Source organism: Microbacterium testaceum, from assembly GCF_006539145.1.
GTDB lineage: Bacteria > Actinomycetota > Actinomycetes > Actinomycetales > Microbacteriaceae > Microbacterium > Microbacterium testaceum.
On record NZ_BJML01000001.1, the window covers coordinates 743,614 to 767,240 of the forward strand.

A 23,627-nucleotide genomic window follows, 5' to 3' on the forward strand; every position below is an offset into this window, starting at 1 on the left:
CGAGAACAGGAGGGGCGCGACGAGAACAGGCCGGTTCGAGGCGGATCGTCCTGTATCCGTGACATCTCCTGTTCTCGCGACGCGAAACGGCCCGGCCCCGCGAGGGAACCGGGCCGTCGTCGTCGCGCGTGTCAGGGAAGAGACACGTTGGTCGTGTTGACCGGCACCGCGTAGATGTCCTCGATCGCGTCGGCGAAATCCGACGTGATGACGTTGCGCTTGATGCTCATCTTCGGGGTGAGGTGGCCGCTGGCCTCGGTCCATTCGGTCGGCAGAATCGTGAACTTGCGAATCGACTCCGCGCGCGAGACCCGCGTGTTGGCGCGGTCGATCGCGCCCTGCACCTCGGCGCGGACCTTGTCGTTCTCGGCCGCCTCGGTGAGCGGCATGTCGGCGGGGAGGCCGTTGTTCGACAGCCACGTCGGCAGCATCTCGGTGTCGAGCGTGACCAGCGCCGCGATGAACGGCTTGTGGTCGCCCACCACGACGACCTGGCCGACGATGGGATTGGCGCGGATCGGATCCTCGAGGGCCGCGGGAGCGACGTTCTTGCCGCCGGCGGTGACGATGATCTCTTTCTTCCGTCCGGTGATGGCGAGGAAACCGTCGCTGTCGAACGCGCCGATGTCGCCCGTTTTGAACCACTCTCCGTCGAAGGCCTCGGTCGTGGCCTCGGGGTTCTGCCAGTACTCCCGGAACACGTTGATGCCGCGCACTTGGATCTCGCCGTCATCGGCGAGACGGATGCCGACACCCGGCAGCACGGGACCGACGGTGCCGATCTTCGACTTGGTGGCGAGGTTCACGGTGGCCGGTGCGGTGGTCTCGGTGAGGCCGTAGCCCTCGAGGATCACGACGCCGAGGCTGCGGAAGAAGTGGCCCAGGCGAGTACCGAGAGGAGCCGACCCCGACACCGCGTAGACGATGTTGCCGCCCATGGCATCCCGGAGCTTGGAGTAGACCAGCTTGTCGAAGAGCGCGAACTTGATCTTGAGCAGCAGGGGGATCGGCTTCCCCTCCTGCAGGCGCTGGGAGTGCTCGATCGCGGCGTCGGCGGCGGCTCGGAAGATCTTGCCTTTGCCACCCGCCTCGGCCTTCTGCTCGGCGGAGTTGTAGACCTTCTCGAACACGCGGGGGACCGCGAGCAGGAAGGTGGGGCGGAAGCTGCCGAGTGCCGGGAGCAGCTGCTTCGTATCGGGCTGGTGGCCCGTCTTCACGCCCGCGTGCACGTTCAGCAGCGAGATGAAGCGTGCGAACACGTGCGCCGTGGTGATGAACAGCAGGGTCGAAGCGCCAGGGGTCTCGACGACCTCGTGCAGCGACTTCGCGGAGTTGCGCGCCAGCTCGACGAAGTTGCTGTGGACGAGCACGCAGCCCTTCGGGCGACCGGTGGATCCCGAGGTGTAGATGAGAGTCGCGACATCGGAGGCCTTCGCCAGGTGGCGGCGGCGCTCGATCTCTTCGTCGGTGATGTGCGTGCCGCCCGCGACGAGCGCGTCGAGAGCGCCCGAGTGCATCGCCCAGACGTCGCGGACGAGGGGAAGGTCGCTGCGCACCTCGTCGAGACGCTCGGCGTGATCGGTCGACTCGACGACCACGGCGATCGCGCCGGAGTCCGACAGGATCCACGAGATCTGCGACGGCGAGCTGGTCTCGTAGACCGGGACCATGATGGCGCCGGCGTAGAACAGCGCGAAGTCGACCAGGGTCCAGTCGTAGGTGGTGCGTGCGATGAACCCCACCTTCTCGCCGGGCTGGATGCCGGCGGCGACGAAGCCTTTCGCGAGGGCGATGACCTGCCGTTCGAATTCGACGGCGGTGACATCGCGCCATCCGTCTCGGTCGGGAACCGCGAACAGCGGTCGGTCGGGGGTGGCGCGGACGCGGTCGGCGAGCAGGTCGGACGCGTTCGCGTCGGGGTCTGCGGGAATGAGGGCGGGTTGATCGAACTGGATCACGGCAACTCCTTTGGCACCGGAAGAACGTCGAGCTGTGGGACGAGTCTATCCGCACCGAGGCGCTCTGCCCCGGGAGCGCAGCGCATCGTCGTCGGTTGCACGGCATGGCTAGACTTCTCCGGGCCGAGCCGCACGGTGGGCCCGGAAGGGAGCGCGGTGCGCAACGTCGGCATCGATATCGGGGGAACGAAGATCGCGGGGGGCGTCGTCGACGAAGACGGCACCATCGTCGAGAAGCTTCGAGTCGACACTCCCATCGACCCCGCGGCTCTCGTGGATGCCGTGGTCGACATGGCCGATCACCTGCGCCGGGCACACGAGATCCACGCGATCGGCGTGGCCGCGGCCGGTTTCATCAGCCGCGACCGCAGCACCGTGATCTACGCACCGAACATCGACTGGCGCGACGAACCCCTCCGTGCACGCCTCGAGCAGCGCCTCGACGCCTCGGTCACGATCGAGAACGACGCGAACGCGGCGGGCTGGGGGGAGTACCGCTTCGGCGCTGGCCGAGGCGTGCGCGACATGGTCATGCTCACGATGGGCACCGGCGTCGGCGGCGCCGTCGTCACCGACGGCGAACTCTTCCGCGGCGGGCACGGCATCGGTGCCGAGCTCGGTCACATGCGGTTCGTGCGTGGCGGCCACCCCTGCGGATGCGGACAGAACGGCTGCCTCGAGCAGTACGCGTCGGGGCGCGCGCTGCAGCGCGAGGCCAACGCGATCGCCGACGAGGGCGGCATCGGCGCGGCCCTCGCGGCCGTTCGCGAAGAGCGGGGCGCGATCCCCGGGCCCGCCGTCTCGCGCCTCGTCCTGGCCGGAGATCCTGGGGCCGTCGAGGCTCTCCGTCGCGTCGCCACCGCCCTGGGCGAGGCGTGCGGCGGTTTCCAGGCCGTTCTCGATCCCGAGGTCTTCGTGATCGGCGGGGGAGTGGCGCAGCTGGGCGCCGACCTGCTCGAGCCCGTGAAGCTCGCGTACGAGACCTCCCTCCCGGGGTACGGTGAACGTCCGGTCGCGGAGTTCGCGATCGCACGCCTGGGCAACGATGCCGGTCTCATCGGGGTCGCGGACCTCGCCGGGAAGGAGCGCTGACGATGTTCTACTGGCTCATGAAGTACGTGGTGATCGGACCGGTGATCAAGGCCGTGTTCCGTCCGTGGATGGTGGGCCGGCGCAACATCCCCGTCGAGGGGGCCGCGATCCTCGCGAGCAACCACCTGTCGTTCTCCGACTCGATCTTCCTGCCGCTCATGATCGACCGCCGCATGGCGTTCCTCGCCAAGAGCGACTACTTCACCGGTAAGGGCCTCAAGGGGTGGGCCACCCGCATGTTCTTCACCGCGACGGGCCAGCTGCCCATCGACCGATCGGGGGGCAAGGCGTCGGAGGCCTCGCTCAACACGGGCCTCGGCGTGCTCGGGCGCGGCGAGCTGCTCGGCATCTATCCCGAGGGCACGCGCAGCCCCGACGGCACCCTGTACCGTGGCCGCACGGGCATCGCTCGGATGGCGCTCGAAGCGCACGTCCCGGTCGTCCCCGTCGTCATGGTCGACACCGGCGCCGTCATGCCCATCGGGCGGCGTCTGCCCCGCGTGGGGCGCGTCGGCATCGTGATCGGCGAGCCCCTCGATTTCTCGCGTTTCGAAGGGATGGAAGGCGATCGTTACGTTCTCCGCTCCGTCACCGACGAGATCATGGTGGCCCTGCAGCGTCTCGGCGAGCAGCGCTACGAAGACGTCTACGCCTCGACCGTCAAGGACCGTCTCGCCGCGTCACAGGCGGCGAAGGCGCCGGTCTCCCGCCACTAGACTTCAGGGGTGAATCAGCAGCTCCACGACCTCGACCACTGGCGAACCCTGCCCATCAAGCAGCAGCCGCAGTGGTATGACGAGGCCGCTGTGGCCGCGGCATCCGCAGAACTCGCCACCCTTCCGCCGCTGGTGTTCGCCGGCGAGGTCGACATCCTGCGCGACCGCCTCGCGCGTGCCGCCGCCGGCCAGGCCTTCCTCCTGCAGGGCGGTGACTGCGCCGAGACCTTCGCGGGCGCGACCGCCGAGCAGATCCGCAACCGCATCAAGACCGTGCTCCAGATGGCCGTCGTCCTCACCTACGGCGCTTCGATGCCGGTCGTGAAGATGGGCCGCATGGCGGGCCAGTTCGCCAAGCCGCGCTCGAGCGACGTCGAGACGCGCGGCGATGTGACGCTCCCGGCCTACCGTGGCGACATCGTCAACGGGTACGACTTCACCGAGGAGTCGCGTAAGGCCGACCCCGCACGCCTGCTCAAGGGCTACCACACGGCCGCATCGACCCTGAACCTCATCCGTGCGTTCACGCAGGGCGGCTTCGCCGACCTGCGCGAGGTGCACAGCTGGAACAAGGGCTTCGCCAGTACCCCGGCCAACCAGGCCTACGAGAGCATGGCGACCGAGATCGACCGGGCCATCAAGTTCATGGAGGCCGCCGGGGCCGACTTCGACGAGCTCACGCGCGTCGAGTTCTACACCGGGCACGAGGGCCTGCTCATGGACTACGAGCGTCCCATGACGCGCATCGACTCGCGTACGGGTCAGCCCTACAACACCTCGTCGCACTTCCAGTGGATCGGTGAGCGCACGCGCGAGCTCGACGGCGCACACGTCGACTACTTCTCGAAGATCCGTAACCCCATCGGTGTGAAGCTCGGCCCCACCACCACGGCCGAAACCGCGCTGGCGCTGATCGACAAGCTCGACCCCGAGCGCGAGCCCGGGCGTCTCACCTTCATCACGCGCATGGGTGCGGGCAAGATCCGCGACGCCCTGCCGCCGCTGCTCGAAGCCGTCCGCGACTCGGGCGCGACCCCGCTCTGGGTCACCGACCCGATGCACGGCAACGGCATCACCACCCCCACCGGTTACAAGACGCGTCGCTTCGACGACGTGGTCGACGAGGTGCGCGGGTTCTTCGAGGCACACCGCTCGGTGGGTACGCACCCCGGTGGCATCCACGTGGAGCTCACCGGCGATGACGTCACCGAGTGCCTGGGCGGCTCGGAGCAGATCGACGAGGCGACCCTCGCGACCCGCTACGAGAGCCTGTGCGACCCGCGTCTGAACCATCGTCAGAGCCTGGAGCTGGCGTTCCTCGTGGCCGAGGAGCTCGAGAAGCGCTGACCCCCGTCCGAACGAGACGACGCCCCCGGCCCCGAGGTCGGGGGCGTCGTCTCGTTCCGGATGCCGTGAACGAGTGCGCTGCGTCGAGTCCCACACGTCGTCCGAAGCCGTGCGGCGCGGGAGGGGCACCGCCGGGAAGCGTTACAGCGTCGGCGTCAGCGTGATCGTCGAACCCTGCGGCGCGGTCGTTCCGGCCTTGGGGTTCGTCGCTCGCACCTTATAGATGTCCCAGTACTTGAAGCCGAGGGGGAGCGTTCCGTCGTCGATGCCCGCGTTGACCTGGAAGCCGAGTGCTTCGAGGGTCTTCACGGCATCCCGGATCGACATTCCCACCACGTTGCCCGGGATCTCGACGGGCTTCGGACCGATCGACACCCGCAGGGGAACCGTGTCGCCGGGGCGCCAGTTGCCGCCCCCGTCGCGCTGGCCCATGGCGATGACGTTCCCGGATGCCACGGAGTTGCTGTACTCCTCGGTCACCGAGGACTTCAGCCCGACGCCGTCGAGGGCTCGCTGAGCCTGTGAACGCGAGTCCCCGGTGACGTCGGGGATGGGGCCGAGGGAGACGACGAGCGTGGCCGCGTCTCCTTCGTAGACGGTGCAGCCCTCGGTGCAGTCGATCGCGTCGCCGCCGGAGCGGGGAATGACCGAGGCACCGAGCACCGTGCCGTTCGCCGGATCGGCGAACTGACGCTCGGGGTCGCCCGCGACACCCACGAAGGCCTGTTCGAGGATGGCGCGCACCTCGTCGGCGCTCTTGCCGGCGAGGGCCGGTATCTGATGGGTCGCCGGCCCGATCGAGACGAAGACCGTGACGACCGTCTCTTTGTCGAGCCGCTCGCCCGGGGCGGGGTCGGACCCGACCGTGGTCCCCGAGGGGATCTCTCGATCGGTGACCTCCTGCGCCTGCGCCCGCAACTGCTGCTCGGTGAGCAGGGCCTCGGCGTCGGCGAAGCTCCGGCCCGAGATGTCGGGGACCGCGACGAGCGAGCCCGGTCCTGAGCCGAAGTACCAGCCGGTGAATCCGGCGCCCCCGGCGAGGAGCAGCACGAGCACGAGGATCCACGCGCCCCGCGTCGTGCGCCGACGAGTGCGCGTGCGCAGGCGTGCGGCGTTGTCGGGCTCGTCGATGGTGGCGGAGGGGAGGGATGCCGTCTGCGGCAGCACCTTGGTCAGCTCGCGCGACTCCGCCGCGTTCGGGGGGCTCGTGGTGCCCACCGCGACGGCGCGGGCCACCTGGGGGGCGAGGCCGAGCTCCTTCTCGATCGCGCGCAGGCGCTCGAGCATCGCACCCGCGTCGAGGGGGCGATCGCCCGGCTCCCGCTCGGTCGACCACAGGACGAGCTCGTCGAGTTGCTCGGGCACCCCGGGATTCTTGGCGCTCGGGCGGGGCACCGAGTCGGTGGCGTGCTGGTAGGCGATCTGCATCGGCTGCTCGCCCTTGTAGGGCTGCTCGCCGACGAGCATCTCGTAGAGCATGATGCCGAGCGAGTAGATGTCGCTGCGGGCGTCGGCCGTGCCGCGCGTGACGAGCTCGGGTGCGAGGTAGGCGATGGTGCCCATGAGCTGAGCGCCGCTCGCGGTGTTCGCGGTGGTCGCGCGGGCGAGGCCGAAGTCGCCGATCTTGATGCGGCCGTCCTCGGCGAGCAGGACGTTCTCGGGCTTGACGTCGCGATGGACGATCCCGGCCCGGTGCGCGGCCGCGAGCCCCGAGAGGATGGCATCCATGATCGTGAGAGTCTGATCGACCGTGAGGCGCCGGTGCTCGCGGAGCAGTTCGCGCAGGGTGATGCCGGGCAGGTATTCCATCACCAGGTAGGCCATCTCGCCGTCCTGACCCTGGTCGAAGACGTTGACGACGTGCGGGTCGCTCAGTCGGGCGGCCGAGCGGGCTTCCTGGATGAAGCGGCTCTGGAACACGGTGTCGTCGCTGAGGTGGCCGTGCATGACCTTCAGGGCGACGCGGCGCTCGAGGCGCAGGTCGGTCGCGACGTACACGGTCGCCATGCCGCCGCGCGCGATGCGCGCGCGCACCCGGTACCGGCCGTCGACGAGACGGCCGATCAGCGGGTCTGCCTGCTGACTCGTGCTCACACGTCGAGTCTACGGAGCGCCCCCTGTGAGCCCGGGGAGCGGCTCGCCTTCACCTCGGTCGAGAAGCTCAGCCGAGAACGGAGAGCCAGACGGTCGCGGGTTGCTCCCATTGGGCGTAGCGGTCCGGGTAGGCCGAGATCTGTACGGCCTGCGCGGCGTCGGCGTAGGGCAGTTGCTCCCATCCGGGGATATCGAGCAGCCCGCGGGTGGCGGCGCCGTTGGGATCGCCTGCTCCGCCGAAGAACACGCGGGTCGAGCGGTCCCGGTCGAGGATCTGGTCCGGCGTACCCCAGCCGGTGCTGGGTCGCTGCTGGAAGAGGCCGAGCGAATCGCGGTCGCCCCAGTCGAGGTTGCGCAGCCACGATTCCTGCATCGCGGTGCCGAGGGCGATGACGATGCCGCGGTCCGAGACGCCGAGTTCGCGCCCGATGCGGATGATCAGACGAGCGTTCTCGCTCTGTTCGGCGTCCAGCCCGGGTGCGGTGGCGGGAGCGACGGCGGCCGGGGCAGGGGCCGGCGCGGGGGTTCCCAAGGGAATCTGCAATACGTCGCCGGGGTAGATGATCGAGGCACGCGTGAGCCCGTTTGCGCCGAGGATGGCGTCGACCGAGACGCCGTTGGCGCGAGCGATCGCCGAGACGGTGTCGCCCGGGCGGACCTCGTGCGATCGAGGCGCGGCCTCCGGCGTCGTGGGAGTGGTCGGAGCGGGCGACGCCGCGGGCGTGAGCGCGAGCACCTGACCCGGGCGGATGACGCTGCCGGGCGTCAAGCCGTTGGCCGCGAGGACCGCGGCGGTATCGAGGCCGTGCGCGCGGGCGATGCCCCACACCGTGTCACCCGCGGATACCGTGTAGGTGGTCGGGGCGGCGAGAGCGGTGAGAGCCGGCATCCCGAGACCGCGGGGAACGGGCGGAAGGACAGTCAGTGCCGGTTCGGGGGGAGCGGCGTGGGCGGAGTGCTCCGCGGTGAGGGTCAGAGCGATCGTGCCGGCCACGGCGGCCGGCCAGATGGCGACCGCGCGGCGTCGGGAGGGCAGGGGGGACAGCGTGAGTCGTCGCATGGTGGGGGGATTCCGTTCGTTCGACTGCCCGCAACCGTGGCATGCCCGGGGGCGGATGTCAACGGAAGTGGCTCCTGTGACGCATGTGACTCACCGCACAGGCGTCCTCGGGAGCGGTCCGGTGCGGCGGAAATGAGAGGATGGGGGAGTGAGCGAGACTTCCCGGTACGAGACAGCGTGGCTGACCATCCCCGACCTGGTCGAGTTGCTCGACGAGTCGCTCGGACGCGTCCGCCGCCTCTTCGACGAGCACTACCTCGTCGGTTCGCGCCGCGACGGCGTGTTCAAGGTGCCCGCGGTCTTCATCGTCGACGGGCGCCCGTTGGCGTCGCTGCGCGGCACGATCATCGTTCTGCACGACGCCGGGTTCGACCCCGACGAGACAATCGATTGGCTCCTCAGCCCGGAAGAGACCATCGGCATGGCGCCGATCGAGGCTCTGCTCGCCGGGCGCAAGAGCGAGGTTCGCCGAGTCGCGGCGACTCTCGCCTGAGCCGTTTCGGCGTCAGGCGGCCCGCTCGGTGGCCGCGCGCGCAAGAGCGCGGAGGTCTTCGAGAGCCGCGGTGTCGACCCGCGCGGCGTCGAGCGCAAGATCGGCCTGCCTCGCGTAGTCGGCGATCAGGCCCTCCGTCCGCTCGAGCGCACCGGTGTCGGCGATCGTGCGCTGGAGTGCCGCGATCTGCGCCGCGTCGAGATCCGGATCGCCCAGAAGTGTGTCGAAACGCGCACGATCGTCGGCCGAGAGGATCTCGCGGGCGTAGGCCACGAGGACCGTGCGCTTGCCCTCGCGCAGGTCGTCCCCGACCGGTTTTCCGGTGACGACGCTGTCGCCGAAGACGCCGAGCACGTCGTCGCGCAGCTGGAAGGCCATGCCGACGTCGTGACCGAACCGACCGAGGGAATCGAGCTGCGCCTCATCGGCACCGGCGAGAGCCGCCCCGATCTGCAGGGGCTGCTGGATGCTGTACCGCGCCGACTTGTACGACGCGATGCGCAGAGCTCGCTCCGCGTGGCTGTCGTCGGGGTAGACGGCATACGCGGACTCCTCGGCGACGTCGAGGAATTGCCCGACGGTCACGTCGCGGCGCATCCGCGCGTAGGCGCGGCGGGTCGAGGCGGCGTGGGGGTGGCTCTCGAGGCCCGCTTCGAGCAGGTCGTCGCTCCAGGCGACGAGGAGGTCTCCGAGCAGGATGGCCCCCGACCGGCCGAACGCGTCGGGATCACCCGCCCAGTCGGCGTCCTGATGCGCTTTCTGCAGAGCGCGGTGCGCCGCGGGCTGACCTCGGCGCGTGTCGCTGTTGTCGACCAGGTCGTCGTGGACGAGGGCCGCCGCATGGAAGATCTCGAGCGAGGTGGCCACGGCCAGAGCGGGTTCGTCGAACGGGGGAGAGGTCGGCGCCTCGAGAGCGCGGACGGCACGCCAGCCGGCGAGGCAGAAACGGGCTCGCAGGCGCTTGCCGCCCTGGAGGGCGGATGCTCCCGATCGGGTGAACGACTCGGCCTCCGGGCCCAGGGCGGAGGCGTACGATAGCTGTTCGGAGAGGAACTTGTCGAGTCGCTGGGAAACAGCTTCGATCGGTTCCGAGGAGGTCGCCACGGGCCTAGCCTAGTGATCTACGTGGCGCGTAGAATCGCCGGCAACGAACAACAGAGGGGGATGCATGCCACTGTCAGAGCAGGAGCAGCGTCTGCTGGACGAGATGGAGCGCCATCTCATGAGCAACGACACCGATGTCGTCTCGGCCCCCAGTCGCGCCCTCAGCTACCGCAACATCGTCCTCGGCTCGATCCTCGTCCTCGCGGGTCTCGGTGCGCTCGTCGCGGGTGTGTCGATCGGATTCACCACGGGCTTCGTCGGCATCGCCGTCGGCGTCCTCGGCTTCCTCCTGATGGTGGGGGGCGTCGTGTTCGCCGTCACCCCGACGCGCGGCGCCGCGCAGGCATCGCCCTCCGTCGCCAAACCCCGCCCCGCGCGCGCCTCCGGCTCGTCGTTCATGGATCGCATGAACGAACGCTGGGATCGCCGCCACGACGGGCCCTAAGCCTCCGGCCCCCCTCATCTCAGCACCGGCTCTTCGGAGCCGGTGCTTTTTCGTGCGCCCGGGAACCCCGTGCACCTCGGGAGCGGGGAGTGCGGTGGAAACGGCACGCATCCGACCTCGGGCGCTCCTTTTTCCTCCACCTCGACGTGCACCCGGGGTGATCTGCCGTGATCGGCCGCGGGATTCTGCGGGTTGCGCTCCCGGGTGTCGCGACGGAAGGACACAGTACACGGCTGTGGTTTTCCGCAGAAGACCCCCGATTTCGATAGCGAAGTGGAGGGCTGTGGAGTAAAGTGGGGGAAACTTCGCAGGCCGGACGAAGGGGGTGGACGCCCGAATGCTGCTCGGAACGCACACACCCAAGCTCGACGACAAGGGTCGGGTCATCCTGCCGGCGAAGTTCCGTGACGATCTCGGCGCCGGAGTGGTGATCACGCGCGGGCAGGACCGCTGCCTCTACGTGTTCAGTACCGAGGAGTTCGAGCGCGTTCACGAGCGGATCCGCGAGGCCCCGCTCAGCAACAAGCAGGCCCGCGACTTCCTGCGCATGTTCCTCTCGGGGGCCAGTGCCGAGAAGCCCGACAGTCAGAACCGCATCACCGTCCCGCCCGCGTTGCGTACCTACGCGGGGCTCGGGCGTGAACTCGTCGTCACCGGTGTCGGAGCTCACGCCGAGATCTGGGATGCCGAGGCATGGAACTCCTACGCGGAGAGCAACGAAGAGACGTACGCCGAGATGGAGCAGGAGGTGATCCCGGGACTTTTCTGACCCTTCGGCTGTGATGCCCAGCCGCTCGCCCTGACGCACTTCCCCGGCGCCAGGTCGATGCGGATGGGGATCAGAGTCCGAAGGTTCGGCCCGAGACATCATGGATATCCGCGACATCCACACCCCCGTCCTGCTCGAGCGCTGCGCCGAGCTGTTGGGTCCTGCCCTGCAGAAGCCCGGCTCCGTGTTCGTCGATGGCACGCTCGGCATGGGCGGCCACTCGGAGGCGTTTCTCGAGCGGTTCCCCGAAGCCCGCCTCATCGGCCTCGATCGCGACACCGAGGCCCTGCGTATCGCGGGCGAGCGCCTCCAGCGCTTCGGCGACCGCGTCACCCTCGTGCACACCGTGTACGACGGGATCGTCGAGGCCGTGGCGTCAGCCGGAGTCGACAAGGTCGACGGGATCCTTTTCGACCTCGGTGTCTCGTCTCTGCAGCTCGACGTCGCCGACCGCGGCTTCGCCTACGCGCAGGACGCGCCGCTCGACATGCGCATGGACCAGACCGCCGGCGTCACGGCCGCGGAGGTTCTCGCGACCTACGGCGAGGGCGACCTGCGTCGCATCTTCGAGCGCTACGGCGAAGAGAAGCTCGCCGGCCGCTATGCCCGCGCGATCATCGCCGCTCGTTCCGAAGCGCCCCTCGAACGCTCCGGCCAGCTGGTCGACATTCTGCAGGCAGCAACCCCCGCCGCCGTGCTGCGCGAGCGTCACCCGGCCAAGCGCGTCTTCCAGGCCCTGCGCATCGAGGTCAACGCCGAGCTGTCGGTGCTCGAGCGCACGATCCCGGCGGCGCTGAGCGTGCTCGGCGTCGGTGGGCGCATCGTCGTGCTGTCGTACCAGTCGCTCGAAGACCGCTTGGTCAAGCGCGTCTTCGCTGACGCGTCCACGTCCACCGCTCCGCGCGGACTGCCCGTGGAGCTTCCCGAGCACGCCCCGAAGTTCCGACTCCTCGTGCGCGGTGCCGAACTCGCGAGCGACGAAGAGCGCGCGGCCAACCCCCGCGCCACCCCCGTGCGTCTGCGCGCGGCCGAGAGAATCCGGGAGGACGCATGAGTGCACCCCAGGCCGTCGATGCAGTTTTCCTGCCCGACTTCCCGACGCCCGTTCGCGAGCGCCGGCTCACCGTCGTCCCCGCCACCGCGCGTCGTCGTGCCCCGCGGCGCGTGTTCGGCGTCATCGCCGTGCTCGGCGCGCTGGCGATCGTGCTGGTGCAGATGGGCCTCGGCATCCTGACGACTCAGAGCTCCTTCGAGATCTCCTCGCTCACCCAGCAGCAGCGTGATCTGACCTACCAGAAGCAGATCCTCTCCGACGAGAGCGCGGGTCTCAGCTCGCCCCAGTACCTGGCGGCCAACGCCGCAGCGCTCGGCATGGTCATCGACGAGTCGCCGACCTACCTGCGTCTGAGCGACGGGGCCGTGATCGGTTCCGACAAGCCGGCCGACACCGCCTCCTCGGTCGACGCCAAGGGCCGCGGTTCGGTCGGCAACGCGCTGATCTCGGGCGTTCCGCTCGTCACCGACCCGGCAGCGTCCACCACCGAGAACGGTACGTCGACCCCTGCCCCCGCGGCGCCCGGACAGCCCGCGCCCACCGAGGCCGCCCCGGCCACCCCATCCGCGACACCCCCGCCGATCAGCGACGGTTTGCCGACTCCCGCGACACGATGAGAGCCATGACGACGACAACCTCCCGTTCCCCGCGGCGTCGCACCGTCGTCGCCCTCGCGGTCGTGCTGATCGTGATCATCGCCTTCGTCGTCCGCCTGGTCGACATCCAGGTCGTGAACGCCCGCGACCACGTGGACGACTCGCTCTCGATGGGTCTGCAGAACTCTCGCATCGAGTACGCCTCGCGCGGATCGATCGTCGACGACAACGGGGTGCCGCTGGCCACCAGCGTCAATCGCTACGACGTGCAGATTGACCCGATGCTCGCCGCGAAGGGCGTGACCACCCGCGACGACGACGGCGACGAGACCACGACGGCATGGCCCGACCTGGCCGCTCAGATCGCCGGTGTCACCGGTCAGAACGCCGCGGACGTGCAGAAGATCGTCCAGGACGCCGTGGCCGACAACCCCGAGTCGCGCTACGCGATGATCGCGAAGAACGTCTCGACCGAGCAGTACCGAGCCCTCGTGGCCCTGGGGCTGCCGTTCCTCAGCTTCCCGCCTCAGGCGGGCCGCATGTACCCCGACGGCGCGGTCGCCGGTAACCTGCTCGGGTTCGTCGGCGGCGACGGTCAGGCCCTCGCCGGCCTCGAGGCGGCCGACAACGACTGCCTGGCCTCGACCAACGGCAAGGTCGTCTTCCAGCAGAGCCGCGACGGCGTGGTGCTCCCCGGTACCGAGGTCGTCACGCAGCCCGCGGTCGACGGCGGCACCCTCAAGCTCACGATCGACCGCGACCTGCAGTGGTACCTGCAGCAGCTCATCGCCGAACAGGTGCAGAACACCGGGTCGCTGCGCGGCACCATCACCGTGGTCGAGGCGAAGACGGGCAAGATCCGCGCACTCGCGGAGTACCCGACGGTCGACCCGAACGACCCCACCGCCACCGCGCCCGAAGATCGCGGCAGCCGCGCGTTCTCGAGCCCTTTCGAGCCCGGTTCGACCTTCAAGGCGCTCACGACCGCGATCGGCCTGGACAGCGGCTCGTACACGCCACAGACCACGGTGACGGCCTCGGGTCGAGAGGTGCTGGACGGCGACGCGCGTGTTTCCGACGCGTTCTCGCACGGCCCGAACGTCTACACCCCCACGGGCGTCCTGATCGACTCCTCGAACGTGGGCATCTCGAAGTTCGCCCAGATGATCCCCGCCCAGACGCGCTTCGACTACCTGCAGAAGTTCGGCATGGGAACGACGAGCGCGATCGACTTCCCGGGGGAGTCGGGCGGCATCCTGCACCCCGTCCAGGACTGGGACAAGCAGACCTTCTTCAATACCGCGTTCGGCCAGGGTCTGTCGGTCACCGTGCCCCAGCTCGTGGGGGCGTACCAGACCATCGCCAACGGCGGCGTGAAGAAGCCGCTGTCGATCGTCGAGGGCTGCACGGCGGCCGACGGCACCGTCACCGACGTCCCCTCGACCGAGGGCACGCAGGTTATCTCGACAGACACGGCGAAAGAGGTCTCGCTCATGCTCGAGAACGTCGCCACGCAGGGCGAGCTCGCGTCCAAGATCGCGATCCCCGGCTACCGCATCGCGATCAAGACCGGTACCGGTGAGAAGGTCGACGAGAACACGGGCGCCTACAAGCCCGACGCGTACTTCACCACGATGATCGGTTTCGCCCCCGCCGACGACCCGCAGTACGTGGTCGCGGTCAACCTCGACGAGCCGCGGACGGTAAAATCGTCGGCGGCCACCGCCCCCGCGTTCCAGAAGGCCCTCACCCAGGTTCTCAAGTCCTACCGGGTGATCCCGTCCGGAACCACGACCCCCGAACTGCCCAAGTTCGGCTGAGAAAGAGCCCGTATCGGTCTCGTCTCGGTAACGAATGCGACCGGAAAGGGCGTCCCACAGCAATGATCTCCCTCAGCCTCTCCCACCTCGCCGACGTGCTCGGCGGCCGACTCGTCGTCCGAGGTGACGACACCCCCGACACGCTCGTATCGGGTCTCGTCGATACCGACTCGCGTCTCATCGGACCCGGTGGGATCTTCGTCGCCAAGCCCGGCGAGACCACCGACGGCCACCTTTTCGTCGGCACCGCCGTCGAGCGCGGCGCGGCCCTCGCGATCGTCGAACGCGAGCTCGACGACGCGGTGAGCCAGATCGTCGTCCCGGATGCCGTGGCCGCCCTCAGCGACCTGGCCCGCGACGTGGTGGCCCGGGTGCGCGACGCGGGTCCCCTCCAGATCGTCGGCATCACGGGATCCAACGGGAAGACGACCACGAAGAACCTCCTCGCCCGCATCCTCGAGGACGAGGGCGAGACGGTGGCGCCGCGCGCCTCGTTCAACAACGAGGTGGGCGCTCCGCTGACGATGCTGCGCGTGACCGAGAACACCCGCTACCTCGTGAGCGAGTTCGGAGCCAGCGCCCCGGGCGCCATCGCGCACCTCGCGGGTCTGGTCACACCCGACGTCGGCGTCGTGCTGATGGTCGGCATGGCGCACGCCGGCGGCTTCGGCGGAATCGAGTCCACCTTCCACGCCAAGAGCGAACTGGTGAAGGCCACCCGCGAAGGCGGCCTCGCCGTGCTCAACGCCGACGACCCCCGCGTCGCCGCGATGGAGCCCATCGCACGCGAACGCGGGCAGGAGGTGCGGTGGTTCGGCCGAGGCGAGCGGGCCGAGGTGCGCGCCCTCGACGTCGAGGTGTCGGCATCCGGAACCCGCGCCGATCTGCTGGTCGACGGAGAGCCCTTCACCCTCACCCTGCGGGTGCTCGGCGAGCATCACGTGATGAACGCCCTCGCGGCCCTCGCCGCCGCCACGGCGCTCGGCGTCGCCGCCGCCGATGCGATCGCGCGTCTCGAGACCGTCGAGATCGCCGAGCGCTGGCGCATGCAGCCGCTCGGCTCCGACCGCGTGCGCATCATCAACGACGCGTACAACGCCAGCCCCGACTCCATGGCCGCAGCTCTGCGCACCCTCGCCCAGATCACCGGACCCGAGGAGCGCACGGTCGCCGTGCTGGGTGCGATGAGCGAGCTGGGGGAGTACGCCGACGAGGAGCACGACCGGGTCGGTCTCCTGGCCGTGCGCCTGCGCATCCAGCGGATCGTCGTGATCGGCCCCGAGGCGCGCCGCATGTATCTCGAGGCCATCGCCCAGGGCTCGTGGGACGGCGAGGCCGTGTTCTTCGCCGATGCCGACGCCGCCTACGACTACCTCTCGACCGAACTGCGCGACGGCGATCGCGTGCTGGTGAAGTCGTCCAACTCGGCGGGGCTCCGGCACCTCGGCGACCGTCTGGGAGACTTGTTCGCGTGAGATCACTTCTGACGTCGGCTGCGATCTCGCTCGCCTTCACGCTCTTCCTCACCCCGGTGTTCCTCCGGTGGTTCCGCAAGTGGGGCTGGGGTCAGGTCATCCGCACCCCCGAGAACGTGCACAACCCCTCGCACGGGGCCAAGCGCGGCACGCCCACCATGGGCGGGACGATCTTCATCCTCGGCACGATGGTCGGGTACTTCATCGGCTCGTACGCCGGCAACAACCCGCCCACGGTCTCGGGCCTGCTCGTGCTGTGGCTCATGCTCGGCTTCGGCGTGGTCGGTTTCATCGACGACTACATGAAGATCCGCCAGCAGCGCAGTCTGGGGCTCTCGGGCTGGCGCAAGATCGCCGGTCAGGTCATCGTCGCGGTGCCCTTCGCGATCATCGCGTTGAACTTCCCGAACACCGTCGGACAGACCGCCGCCTCGGGGTACGTCTCGGTGTTCCGCGACATCCAGCTGCTGTCGTTCTTCGCCCTCGGGCCGATCCTCGGCTGGCTGCTCTACCTCGCGTGGATCTCGCTGATCGGGACCGCGACGTCCAACTCGGTCAACGTCGCCGACGGCCTCGACGGCCTCGCGGCGGGCTCGGGCATCTTCGTCGTCGGCGCCTACAGCCTCATGGCGTTCTGGCAGAACAAGCAGGTCTGCGCCGACGTGCTCGACCCCACCGTGCAAGCCGGGTGCTACGCCGTGCGCGACCCCTTCGATCTCGCGATTGTCGGTGCCTCGTTCGTGGGAGCCCTCGTCGGATTCCTCTGGTGGAACGCACCCAAGGCGAAGGTCTTCATGGGCGACTGCGGTTCGATGGCGATCGGCGGCGTGATCGCCGCGATGGCGATCTTCACCCGCACCGAACTCCTGCTCATCCTCATCGCGGGCGTCTACGTCATCGCTTCGGGCTCGGTCATCCTCCAGCGGGCCTACTTCAAGATCACCCGGGGCAAGCGCCTCTTCCTCATGAGTCCCCTGCACCATCATCTCGAGATGCGCGGATGGCCCGAAGTCACGATCGTCGTGCGCATGTGGATCATCGCCGGCCTCCTCGCCGTCTCGGGCATCGGATTCTTCTACGTCGAATGGCTCTCACGCGTATGACCGACCTCTCCACCCTCACCAGCTGGCACGCCGACTGGAAGGGGCTGCGCGTCGTCGTCCTCGGCCTGTCGGTGACCGGGTTCTCCGTCGCCGACACCCTCGCCGAGCTCGGCGCCGAGGTGCTCGTGGTGACGGAGCGGGCGGATGCCGAGTACTCCCGCCTCCTCCCCGTGCTGGGCGTGAGCCTGCACGAGGGTCCGCTCGAGACCGTGCCCGCCGAGATGGCCGACTTCGCACCCGAGGTGGTCGTGGCATCCCCGGGCTTCCCTCCGCACCACCCCGTGATCACGTGGACGCGGGAGCGGGGCATCGCACTGTGGGGCGATGTCGAACTCGCGTGGCGCGTGCGCGACAAGGTCGTGCGGCCCGATGGGCGCCCCGCCGACTGGGTGCTCATCACCGGCACGAACGGCAAGACCACGACCACGCGTCTCACGGCAGAGATGCTCATGACGGCGGGTCAGCGGGCGGTACCCGTCGGCAATATCGGAACGCCGGTGCTCGACGCGGTGCGCGATCCGGGGGGCTTCGACGTCTTCGTCGTCGAGCTGTCCAGCCACCAGCTCTGGTATCTGAACCTCCAGAGCGGGCCCGACGCCCTGTCACCGCATTCCGCGGTGTGCCTGAACCTCGCGGACGACCATCTCGAGTGGCACGGCGGCGCCGACGCGTATCGCGCGGCGAAGTCCGGCGTGTACACCCGCACGCGGGTGGCCTGCGTCTACAACAAGGCCGACATCGCGACCCGCGAGATGGTCGAAGACGCCGAGGTGATCGAGGGCGCCCGCGCCATCGGCTTCGACCTCGGCGTCCCGGGTCCCAGCGACCTCGGCGTGGTCGATGGCATCCTCGTCGATCGCGCGTTCCTCGAGGAGAGGGCCACCTCGGCCCTCGAGCTGACGACGGTGACCGACCTCGCCCAGCGGGGACTCGCCGCTCCCCACATGGTCGCGAACATCCTCGCCGCGTCGGCCCTCGCCCGTTCCCTCGGCGCGACACCCGCGCACATCCACGACACGCTCGAGCGCTTCCGTCTGGACCCGCACCGCATCCAGGTCGTCGGCGCCCACCTCGGCATCACCTGGGTCGACGACTCCAAGGCGACCAACCCTCACGCGGCCGCCTCGTCGCTCGCGGCCTATCCCGGCGCCGTCTGGGTGGTCGGGGGACTGCTCAAGGGTGTCGACCTCGGCGACCTCATCCGTGCCCGCGGCGCGTCGGTGCGCGCGGTCATCGTGATCGGCACCGAGCGCGACGAGATCGTGACCGCGTTCCAGCGACACGCCCCGGCGGTGCCGCTGTTCGAGGTCGACCACGCCGAGACTGAAGACGTCATGGCCCAGGTCGTCGAGCTGGCGGCGGGTGTGGCCCGGGATGGAGACACCGTTCTTCTGGCTCCCGCGGCGGCCTCGTTCGATCAGTTCGCGTCCTACTCCGACCGCGGCGACCGCTTCGCCGAGGCGGTGCGGGAGTGGATCGCGGGCCACGATGGAGATTCTCGACCGCACGACTGAGGGGACTCGCGTGACCACGACGGCGCCTCCTCCGCGGCAGACACCCGACGAACCCGAGCGTGCCGGCCTCGCGGCCCGCGTCTCGCTCGGTCGGGCGTTCCGCCCCGTGCCGAGCGAGTTCCTGCTCATCACCTCCGCGGCGCTCCTGCTGACCGGTTTCGGTCTGGTCATGGTGCTCTCGGCGACCTCGGCCCTCGATGGCGCGCAGAACCCCTTCGATCACGTGCTCAAGCAGGGCGTGTTCGCCGTCATCGGCATCCCGCTGATGTTCGTCCTGAGCCGGGCGCCCCTGCGTTTCTGGAAGCGCATGGCCTGGCCGGCGCTGATCTTCGCGACCCTGTTCCAACTTCTCGTGTTCACGCCGTTGGGCATCTCGGCGAACGGTAACCGCAACTGGATCAACCTCGCGGGCATCCAAGCTCAACCGGCGGAGTTCCTCAAGCTCGCCCTGGCGCTCTGGCTCGGTTACGTCCTGTATCGCAAGCAAACGCTGCTGGGCGACTGGCGGCACGTGTTCATCCCGATCGTTCCGGTCTTCGCCCTCGTCGTCGCCACCGTCATGGGCGGTAAGGATCTGGGCACGACGATGATCCTCGTGCTCGTCCTGCTCGGCGCCCTGTTCTTCTCGGGCGTGAAGCTGCGCATCTTCGTCCTCCCCGCCCTCGCGGCCGTCGGCGCCATCGCCCTCTTCGCCATCACGAGCGCAGACCGCATGCGCCGCATCATGAGCTTCCTCGACCAGGACTGCATCGCCAACTACCTCGGCGACTGCTATCAGCCGCTGCACGGCATCTGGGGGCTCGCCGCGGGCGGCATCTTCGGTGTGGGTCTGGGCAACTCCGCCGAGAAGTACGACTGGCTCCCCGCCGCGGCGAACGACTACATCTTCGCCATCGTGGGTGAGGAGCTCGGGCTCATCGGCTGCATCGTGGTCCTCCTGCTCTTCGGCCTGTTCGCCGTCGGCGCCTTCCACATCATCCGCCGCACCGACGACCCCTTCGTGCGCATCGTCGCGGGTGGCATCACCATCTGGATCGTCGGCCAGGCCATGATCAACGTCGCGGTCGTGCTCCGCGTCTTCCCCGTGCTGGGCGTGCCGCTGCCGTTCATGTCGCAGGGAGGTACGTCGTTGCTGTCGGTGCTGATCGGGTGCGGCGTGCTGCTGTCGTGCGCGCGGACGCTGCCCGACCGCCGCGCGGTGAGCGAGGCGCCCCCGCGCGCGGCGCGACGGGCCGCGGCATCCCCCCGTCGTCCGCGGGGCTGAGCGCCCCCGACCGCCGCGCGTGCGCGTGCGAGGTGGTTAGGGTCGAACGGTGACGACTTACCTTCTCGCCGGCGGCGGCACCGCCGGGCACGTGAACCCCCTGCTCGCGGTCGCCGACGGACTCCGCGCCCGCGACGCCTCGGCCGACGTCCTCGTGCTGGGCACCCGCGAGGGCCTCGAAGCGCGCCTCGTTCCGCTGCGCGGTTACGAGCTGCTCACCGTCGCGAAGGTTCCGTTCCCGCGCCGACCGAACGGGGCGGCCGCAGCGTTCCCGGTGCGGTTCCTGCGCGCGGTCGCCCACGTGCGCCGCCTGATCCGCTCGCGCGGCGTCGACGTCGTCGTCGGATTCGGCGGATACGCCGCGGCTCCCGCCTACGTCGCGGCGCGCCGCGAACGCGTGCCGTTCGTCGTGCACGAGGCCAACGCGAAGCCGGGCCTCGCCAACGTCCTGGGCGCCCGGGGCGCGGCGGCGGTCGGCGTGGCCTTCGCGGACACACCGCTGCGCGGAGCCCGAGAGGTCGGGATGCCACTGCGGCGGGAGATCGTCGAGCTCGACGCCCCGGCCCTGCGCGCCGAAGCGGCCGCCCACTTCGGGCTCGATGCCGATCGCCCCACGCTCCTGGTCTTCGGCGGATCGCTCGGCGCTCTGCGCCTGAACACGGCCTTCGGTGGAGCGTGGCGCGACGTCCTCGACGCGGGCTGGCAGTTGCTCCACGTCACGGGCCAGAATTCCGACCTGGCCGACCCCGGCGTCGACGGGTATGCCGTCGTCCGCTACGTCGACCGCATGGACCTGGCCTTCGCCCTCGCCGATCTCGTCGTCTCGCGTTCGGGCGCGGCGACCGTCAGCGAGATCAACGCCCTCGGTATCCCCGCGGTCTACGTGCCCTACGCGGTCGGCAACGGCGAGCAGAGTCTCAACGCCGCCGCGGCTGTGCGTGCGGGGGCCGCTGTGCTCATCGCCGACGCCGATCTCACGCCCGAGCGCGTCCGCTCCGACATCGTGCCCCTGCTCGCCGACGAAGACCGCCGGACCGCGATGCGGGACGCTGCGGCGCAGACCGGCATCCGGACCGGGACCGAGAACGTCATCGCCCTCGTCGACGAGGCCCTCGGCGGCTGACGTATCCGGCCCGCCGCAGGCGACACCCTCCGCCCGTGCCATCGTGCGGAGTTCGCCGGCGACACGGGCGGTTCGGGCTGTGTGCGCTCGGTGCGTCGTCCGATGACTCCGCCCGATGGCCCGCCTCGGGCATCTGGCCCGCGCTCGTCTGTCTGACGGCCGGCGGCCGACGACCGGCCCGACCGCCCCGCCTCCCCAGCGCGCCGGGGCCGACGCGCAGGATCGGCGACGTAAACTCGCAAGCGCCATGATCAGACCCGACCTGAGCCTCCCCATCCCCGAGACCATCTCCTCCGCGCATTTCATCGGCGTGGGTGGTTCGGGCATGTCGGGACTCGCGCGCATGTTCCTCGACCGCGGGATCCGCGTCTCCGGCTCCGACCGCGCCGACAGCGCTGCGCTGCGCGACCTCGCCGCGCGCGGTGCGACGGTCCACGTCGGTCACGACGCGGCCTATCTGGGAGATGCCGACACCGTCGTGCACACCGGCGCGATCTGGCCCGAGAACCCCGAGTTCGTGACGGCCAAGGCGCGCGGACTGCACGTCATCCACCGGTCGCAGGCGCTGCACTGGCTCATCGGCGGTCGGCGTCTCGTCTCGGTCGCCGGTGCCCACGGCAAGACCACCTCGACGGGCATGATCGTCACGGCCCTCCGCGCTCTCGACGTCGACCCCACGTTCGTCAACGGCGGCGTCATCGCCGATCTCGGAGCCTCGAGCGGCACGGGGAGCGACGACCTCGTCGTGATCGAGGCCGACGAGTCCGACGGCACGTTCGAGCTGTACGACACCTCCGTCGCTCTCATCACCAACGTCGACCCCGACCACCTCGACCATTACGGCTCGCGTGACGCCTTCGACGCCGCGTTCGCCCGATTCGCGGATGCCGCGAGTGAAGCGGTGGTCATCTCGTCCGATGACGCCGGCGCTCGCTCGGTGCGCGAGCGCATCACGCACGCGAACGTCGTGACCTTCGGCGAAGACGCGGCCGCCGACGTGCGGCTCAGCGGCATCCGGACCGACGGTCCCGTCGCTTTCACGCTCACCGCCGACGGCGAGAGCGTCGAGGTGCGCTTGCGCGTCCCTGGGGCCCACAACGCCGTCAACGCCGCCGGTGCGGTCGCCGTGCTCCGTGTGCTCGGCCACTCGCTCGGGGAAGCGGCGCGCGCCGTCGAGGGTTTCGGCGGCACGGTCCGCCGTTTCGAGCTGCACGGCGTGCAACAGGGAGTGAGCGTCTACGACGACTACGCGCATCACCCCACCGAGGTCGCCGCCGCGCTCTCGGCCGCGCGCACGGTCGTCGGCGAGGGACGCATCATCGCGATCCAGCAGCCGCACACCTACTCGCGCACGCAGGAGATGTACCGCGAATTCGCCGAGGTGCTCGAGACCCACGCCGACCACACGGTCATGCTCGACGTGTACGGCGCCCGCGAAGATCCAGTGCCCGGGGTGACCGGTGAGCTGGTCAGCGGCGCCTTCGCCGACCCCGCTCACGTGCAGTACGTGCCCGATTGGCAGGCGGCGGCCGATTACACGGCCGAGATCGCCCGCCCCGGCGACTACGTCATCACCCTCGGCTGCGGCAACGTGTACCAGATCATCCCGCAGGTGCTCGAGGCGCTGTCCCGCACCGAGGCCACGGCGGTCTGAGCATGAAGCGGCCCTCGCCTCTGCCGTCGACGCCGGAGTCCGCGCGCCGCGCCGCGACCTCCCGGTCCGCAGCCTCGCGGCATCCGGGTTCCGTCGACGACACCGCGGCGGCCAGGCGCTTCGCGTCGTCCGACACCGACCCGGACGGGAAGGATCCGGATGCCGGGGGAGCGGGGCTGCGTGACGTGTGGCGCGCGTCGCGGGCCCGGCGTCGGGCGCTCTCGGCCGAGGTCCGCCGGTTCACGGTGCGTCAGCGGCGACGGAGACGGGTGTGGATCGGGGTCGTCTCGGCCTTCCTGGTCATGGCGCTGGGAACGGCGGGTGCGGCCTACAGCCCGCTGTTCGCGGTCGAGAAGGTCGACGTGGTCGGTACGGCGCAGCTCGACCCGGCGGCCGTCTCCGCCGCCCTGAGCGATCAGCTGGGTGTTCCGCTCGCGATGGTCGACGACAGTGCGGTCAAGGCGGCGCTGGTGCGCTTCCCGCTCGTCGAGTCGTACACGCTCGAGGCGCGTCCGCCCCACGACCTCGTCGTGCGCATCGTCGAGCGCACCCCCATCGGAGCGATGCAGTCCGCAGCAGGTTTCACGGTGGTGGATGCCGCCGGCGTCGCGCTGTCGACGACTCCCGACGCGCCCGCGGGTCAGCCCGTGCTCGACATCACGGGGGGGACCGATTCGGCCGCCTTCCGCGCGGCGGGCCGCGTGGTGCGCTCGCTTCCGGAGGCCGTGCGCTCGCAGGTCACCGCGGTGTCGGCCTCGACGCCGGACGACGTGACGCTGACGCTCGGCGCCTCCGGATCGAAGGTCGTATGGGGAAGCGCCGACCGCTCGGCCGAGAAGGCGGTCGTCCTCGACCGTCTCATGCAGAAGAGCCCGCCGGATCGGGCCAAGGAGTACGACGTGACCTCGCCCGAGGCGGGCGTCGTCCGCTGATCTTCGAGGCGATA

At 69.7% G+C, this 23,627-nt stretch carries 20 protein-coding genes; 16 read left to right on the plus strand and 4 right to left on the minus strand.

Annotated elements, in window-relative coordinates; genetic code table 11:
* Nucleotides 1-131: 131 nt before the first annotated feature.
* On the minus strand, nucleotides 132-1,958 hold the full coding sequence (locus MTE01_RS03590) for an AMP-dependent synthetase/ligase (RefSeq protein WP_141375729.1): 1,827 nt from the start codon (nucleotides 1,956-1,958) through the stop codon (nucleotides 132-134).
* A gap of 156 nt (nucleotides 1,959-2,114) precedes the next feature.
* Here MTE01_RS03590 and MTE01_RS03595 point away from each other — a divergent pair, with 156 nt between their 5' ends.
* The 3 genes from MTE01_RS03595 to MTE01_RS03605 are packed head-to-tail and all read left to right on the plus strand — an operon-like array spanning nucleotide 2,115 to nucleotide 5,113.
* Entirely contained in the window at nucleotides 2,115-3,050 is a 936-nt protein-coding gene (locus tag MTE01_RS03595; protein WP_103210649.1) for an ROK family glucokinase, read from the plus strand.
* A gap of 2 nt (nucleotides 3,051-3,052) precedes the next feature.
* Complete coding sequence (locus MTE01_RS03600; protein WP_103210651.1) at nucleotides 3,053-3,766, plus strand: lysophospholipid acyltransferase family protein; 714 nt, start codon at nucleotides 3,053-3,055, stop codon at nucleotides 3,764-3,766.
* Nucleotides 3,767-3,775: 9 nt separating this feature from the next.
* Nucleotides 3,776-5,113, plus strand: a complete 1,338-nt coding sequence (locus MTE01_RS03605) for a class II 3-deoxy-7-phosphoheptulonate synthase (RefSeq protein WP_103210653.1) — start codon at nucleotides 3,776-3,778, stop codon at nucleotides 5,111-5,113.
* Between the two features lie 141 nt (nucleotides 5,114-5,254).
* Here the strand turns inward: MTE01_RS03605 and pknB are convergent, their stop codons facing one another.
* Both pknB and MTE01_RS03615 read right to left on the minus strand, forming a co-directional pair.
* Nucleotides 5,255-7,207: a Stk1 family PASTA domain-containing Ser/Thr kinase gene (gene pknB, locus MTE01_RS03610; protein ID WP_103210655.1), complete on the minus strand. Its 1,953-nt coding sequence runs from the start codon at nucleotides 7,205-7,207 to the stop codon at nucleotides 5,255-5,257.
* Between the two features lie 67 nt (nucleotides 7,208-7,274).
* Nucleotides 7,275-8,267 (minus strand): LysM peptidoglycan-binding domain-containing protein, encoded by a 993-nt coding sequence (locus tag MTE01_RS03615; RefSeq protein ID WP_141375731.1) that lies wholly within the window; start codon nucleotides 8,265-8,267, stop codon nucleotides 7,275-7,277.
* 148 nt (nucleotides 8,268-8,415) lie between these two features.
* Between MTE01_RS03615 and MTE01_RS03620 the strand changes: the two genes are divergently transcribed.
* A complete protein-coding gene (locus MTE01_RS03620; protein WP_141375733.1) occupies nucleotides 8,416-8,760 on the plus strand; it encodes an Rv2175c family DNA-binding protein in 345 nt (114 codons plus the stop codon).
* Between the two features lie 12 nt (nucleotides 8,761-8,772).
* Here the strand turns inward: MTE01_RS03620 and MTE01_RS03625 are convergent, their stop codons facing one another.
* Nucleotides 8,773-9,864 (minus strand): polyprenyl synthetase family protein, encoded by a 1,092-nt coding sequence (locus MTE01_RS03625; protein WP_141375735.1) that lies wholly within the window; start codon nucleotides 9,862-9,864, stop codon nucleotides 8,773-8,775.
* Nucleotides 9,865-9,928: 64 nt separating this feature from the next.
* Here MTE01_RS03625 and MTE01_RS03630 point away from each other — a divergent pair, with 64 nt between their 5' ends.
* From MTE01_RS03630 to MTE01_RS03685, 12 genes are all read left to right on the plus strand, one after another.
* Nucleotides 9,929-10,309 carry an SCO2097 family morphological protein gene (locus MTE01_RS03630; RefSeq protein WP_103210664.1) on the plus strand — a complete coding sequence of 127 codons (381 nt, stop codon included), beginning with the start codon at nucleotides 9,929-9,931 and terminating at the stop codon, nucleotides 10,307-10,309.
* Nucleotides 10,310-10,646: 337 nt separating this feature from the next.
* Complete coding sequence (mraZ, locus tag MTE01_RS03635; RefSeq protein WP_056227713.1) at nucleotides 10,647-11,078, plus strand: division/cell wall cluster transcriptional repressor MraZ; 432 nt, start codon at nucleotides 10,647-10,649, stop codon at nucleotides 11,076-11,078.
* 100 nt (nucleotides 11,079-11,178) lie between these two features.
* On the plus strand, nucleotides 11,179-12,132 hold the full coding sequence (gene rsmH, locus MTE01_RS03640; RefSeq protein WP_103210666.1) for a 16S rRNA (cytosine(1402)-N(4))-methyltransferase RsmH: 954 nt from the start codon (nucleotides 11,179-11,181) through the stop codon (nucleotides 12,130-12,132).
* On the plus strand, nucleotides 12,129-12,749 hold the full coding sequence (gene ftsL, locus MTE01_RS03645; protein ID WP_103210668.1) for a cell division protein FtsL: 621 nt from the start codon (nucleotides 12,129-12,131) through the stop codon (nucleotides 12,747-12,749). Before rsmH ends, ftsL begins: the two co-directional genes overlap by 4 nt.
* Nucleotides 12,750-12,754: 5 nt before the next feature.
* Nucleotides 12,755-14,548, plus strand: a complete 1,794-nt coding sequence (locus tag MTE01_RS03650; RefSeq protein ID WP_103210670.1) for a peptidoglycan D,D-transpeptidase FtsI family protein — start codon at nucleotides 12,755-12,757, stop codon at nucleotides 14,546-14,548.
* 62 nt (nucleotides 14,549-14,610) lie between these two features.
* Nucleotides 14,611-16,023, plus strand: coding sequence for a UDP-N-acetylmuramoyl-tripeptide--D-alanyl-D-alanine ligase (locus MTE01_RS03655; RefSeq protein ID WP_103210672.1), 1,413 nt, complete (start codon nucleotides 14,611-14,613; stop codon nucleotides 16,021-16,023).
* On the plus strand, nucleotides 16,020-17,126 hold the full coding sequence (gene mraY / locus MTE01_RS03660) for a phospho-N-acetylmuramoyl-pentapeptide-transferase (RefSeq protein WP_116238327.1): 1,107 nt from the start codon (nucleotides 16,020-16,022) through the stop codon (nucleotides 17,124-17,126). Before MTE01_RS03655 ends, mraY begins: the two co-directional genes overlap by 4 nt.
* Nucleotides 17,123-18,640 carry a UDP-N-acetylmuramoyl-L-alanine--D-glutamate ligase gene (gene murD / locus MTE01_RS03665; protein ID WP_141375866.1) on the plus strand — a complete coding sequence of 506 codons (1,518 nt, stop codon included), beginning with the start codon at nucleotides 17,123-17,125 and terminating at the stop codon, nucleotides 18,638-18,640. The genes mraY and murD overlap by 4 nt, the downstream gene beginning before the upstream one ends.
* Nucleotides 18,641-18,650: 10 nt before the next feature.
* Nucleotides 18,651-19,904, plus strand: a complete 1,254-nt coding sequence (ftsW, locus tag MTE01_RS03670; protein WP_246077956.1) for a putative lipid II flippase FtsW — start codon at nucleotides 18,651-18,653, stop codon at nucleotides 19,902-19,904.
* Between the two features lie 49 nt (nucleotides 19,905-19,953).
* The gene (locus tag MTE01_RS03675; RefSeq protein ID WP_103210678.1) at nucleotides 19,954-21,027 is read left to right on the plus strand and encodes a UDP-N-acetylglucosamine--N-acetylmuramyl-(pentapeptide) pyrophosphoryl-undecaprenol N-acetylglucosamine transferase; all 1,074 of its coding nucleotides are present in this window, start codon (nucleotides 19,954-19,956) and stop codon (nucleotides 21,025-21,027) included.
* 247 nt (nucleotides 21,028-21,274) lie between these two features.
* Nucleotides 21,275-22,681, plus strand: a complete 1,407-nt coding sequence (murC, locus tag MTE01_RS03680; RefSeq protein ID WP_141375739.1) for a UDP-N-acetylmuramate--L-alanine ligase — start codon at nucleotides 21,275-21,277, stop codon at nucleotides 22,679-22,681.
* 2 nt (nucleotides 22,682-22,683) lie between these two features.
* The gene (locus tag MTE01_RS03685) at nucleotides 22,684-23,613 is read left to right on the plus strand and encodes an FtsQ-type POTRA domain-containing protein (protein WP_141375741.1); all 930 of its coding nucleotides are present in this window, start codon (nucleotides 22,684-22,686) and stop codon (nucleotides 23,611-23,613) included.
* The last annotated feature ends 14 nt before the right edge of the window (nucleotides 23,614-23,627 follow it).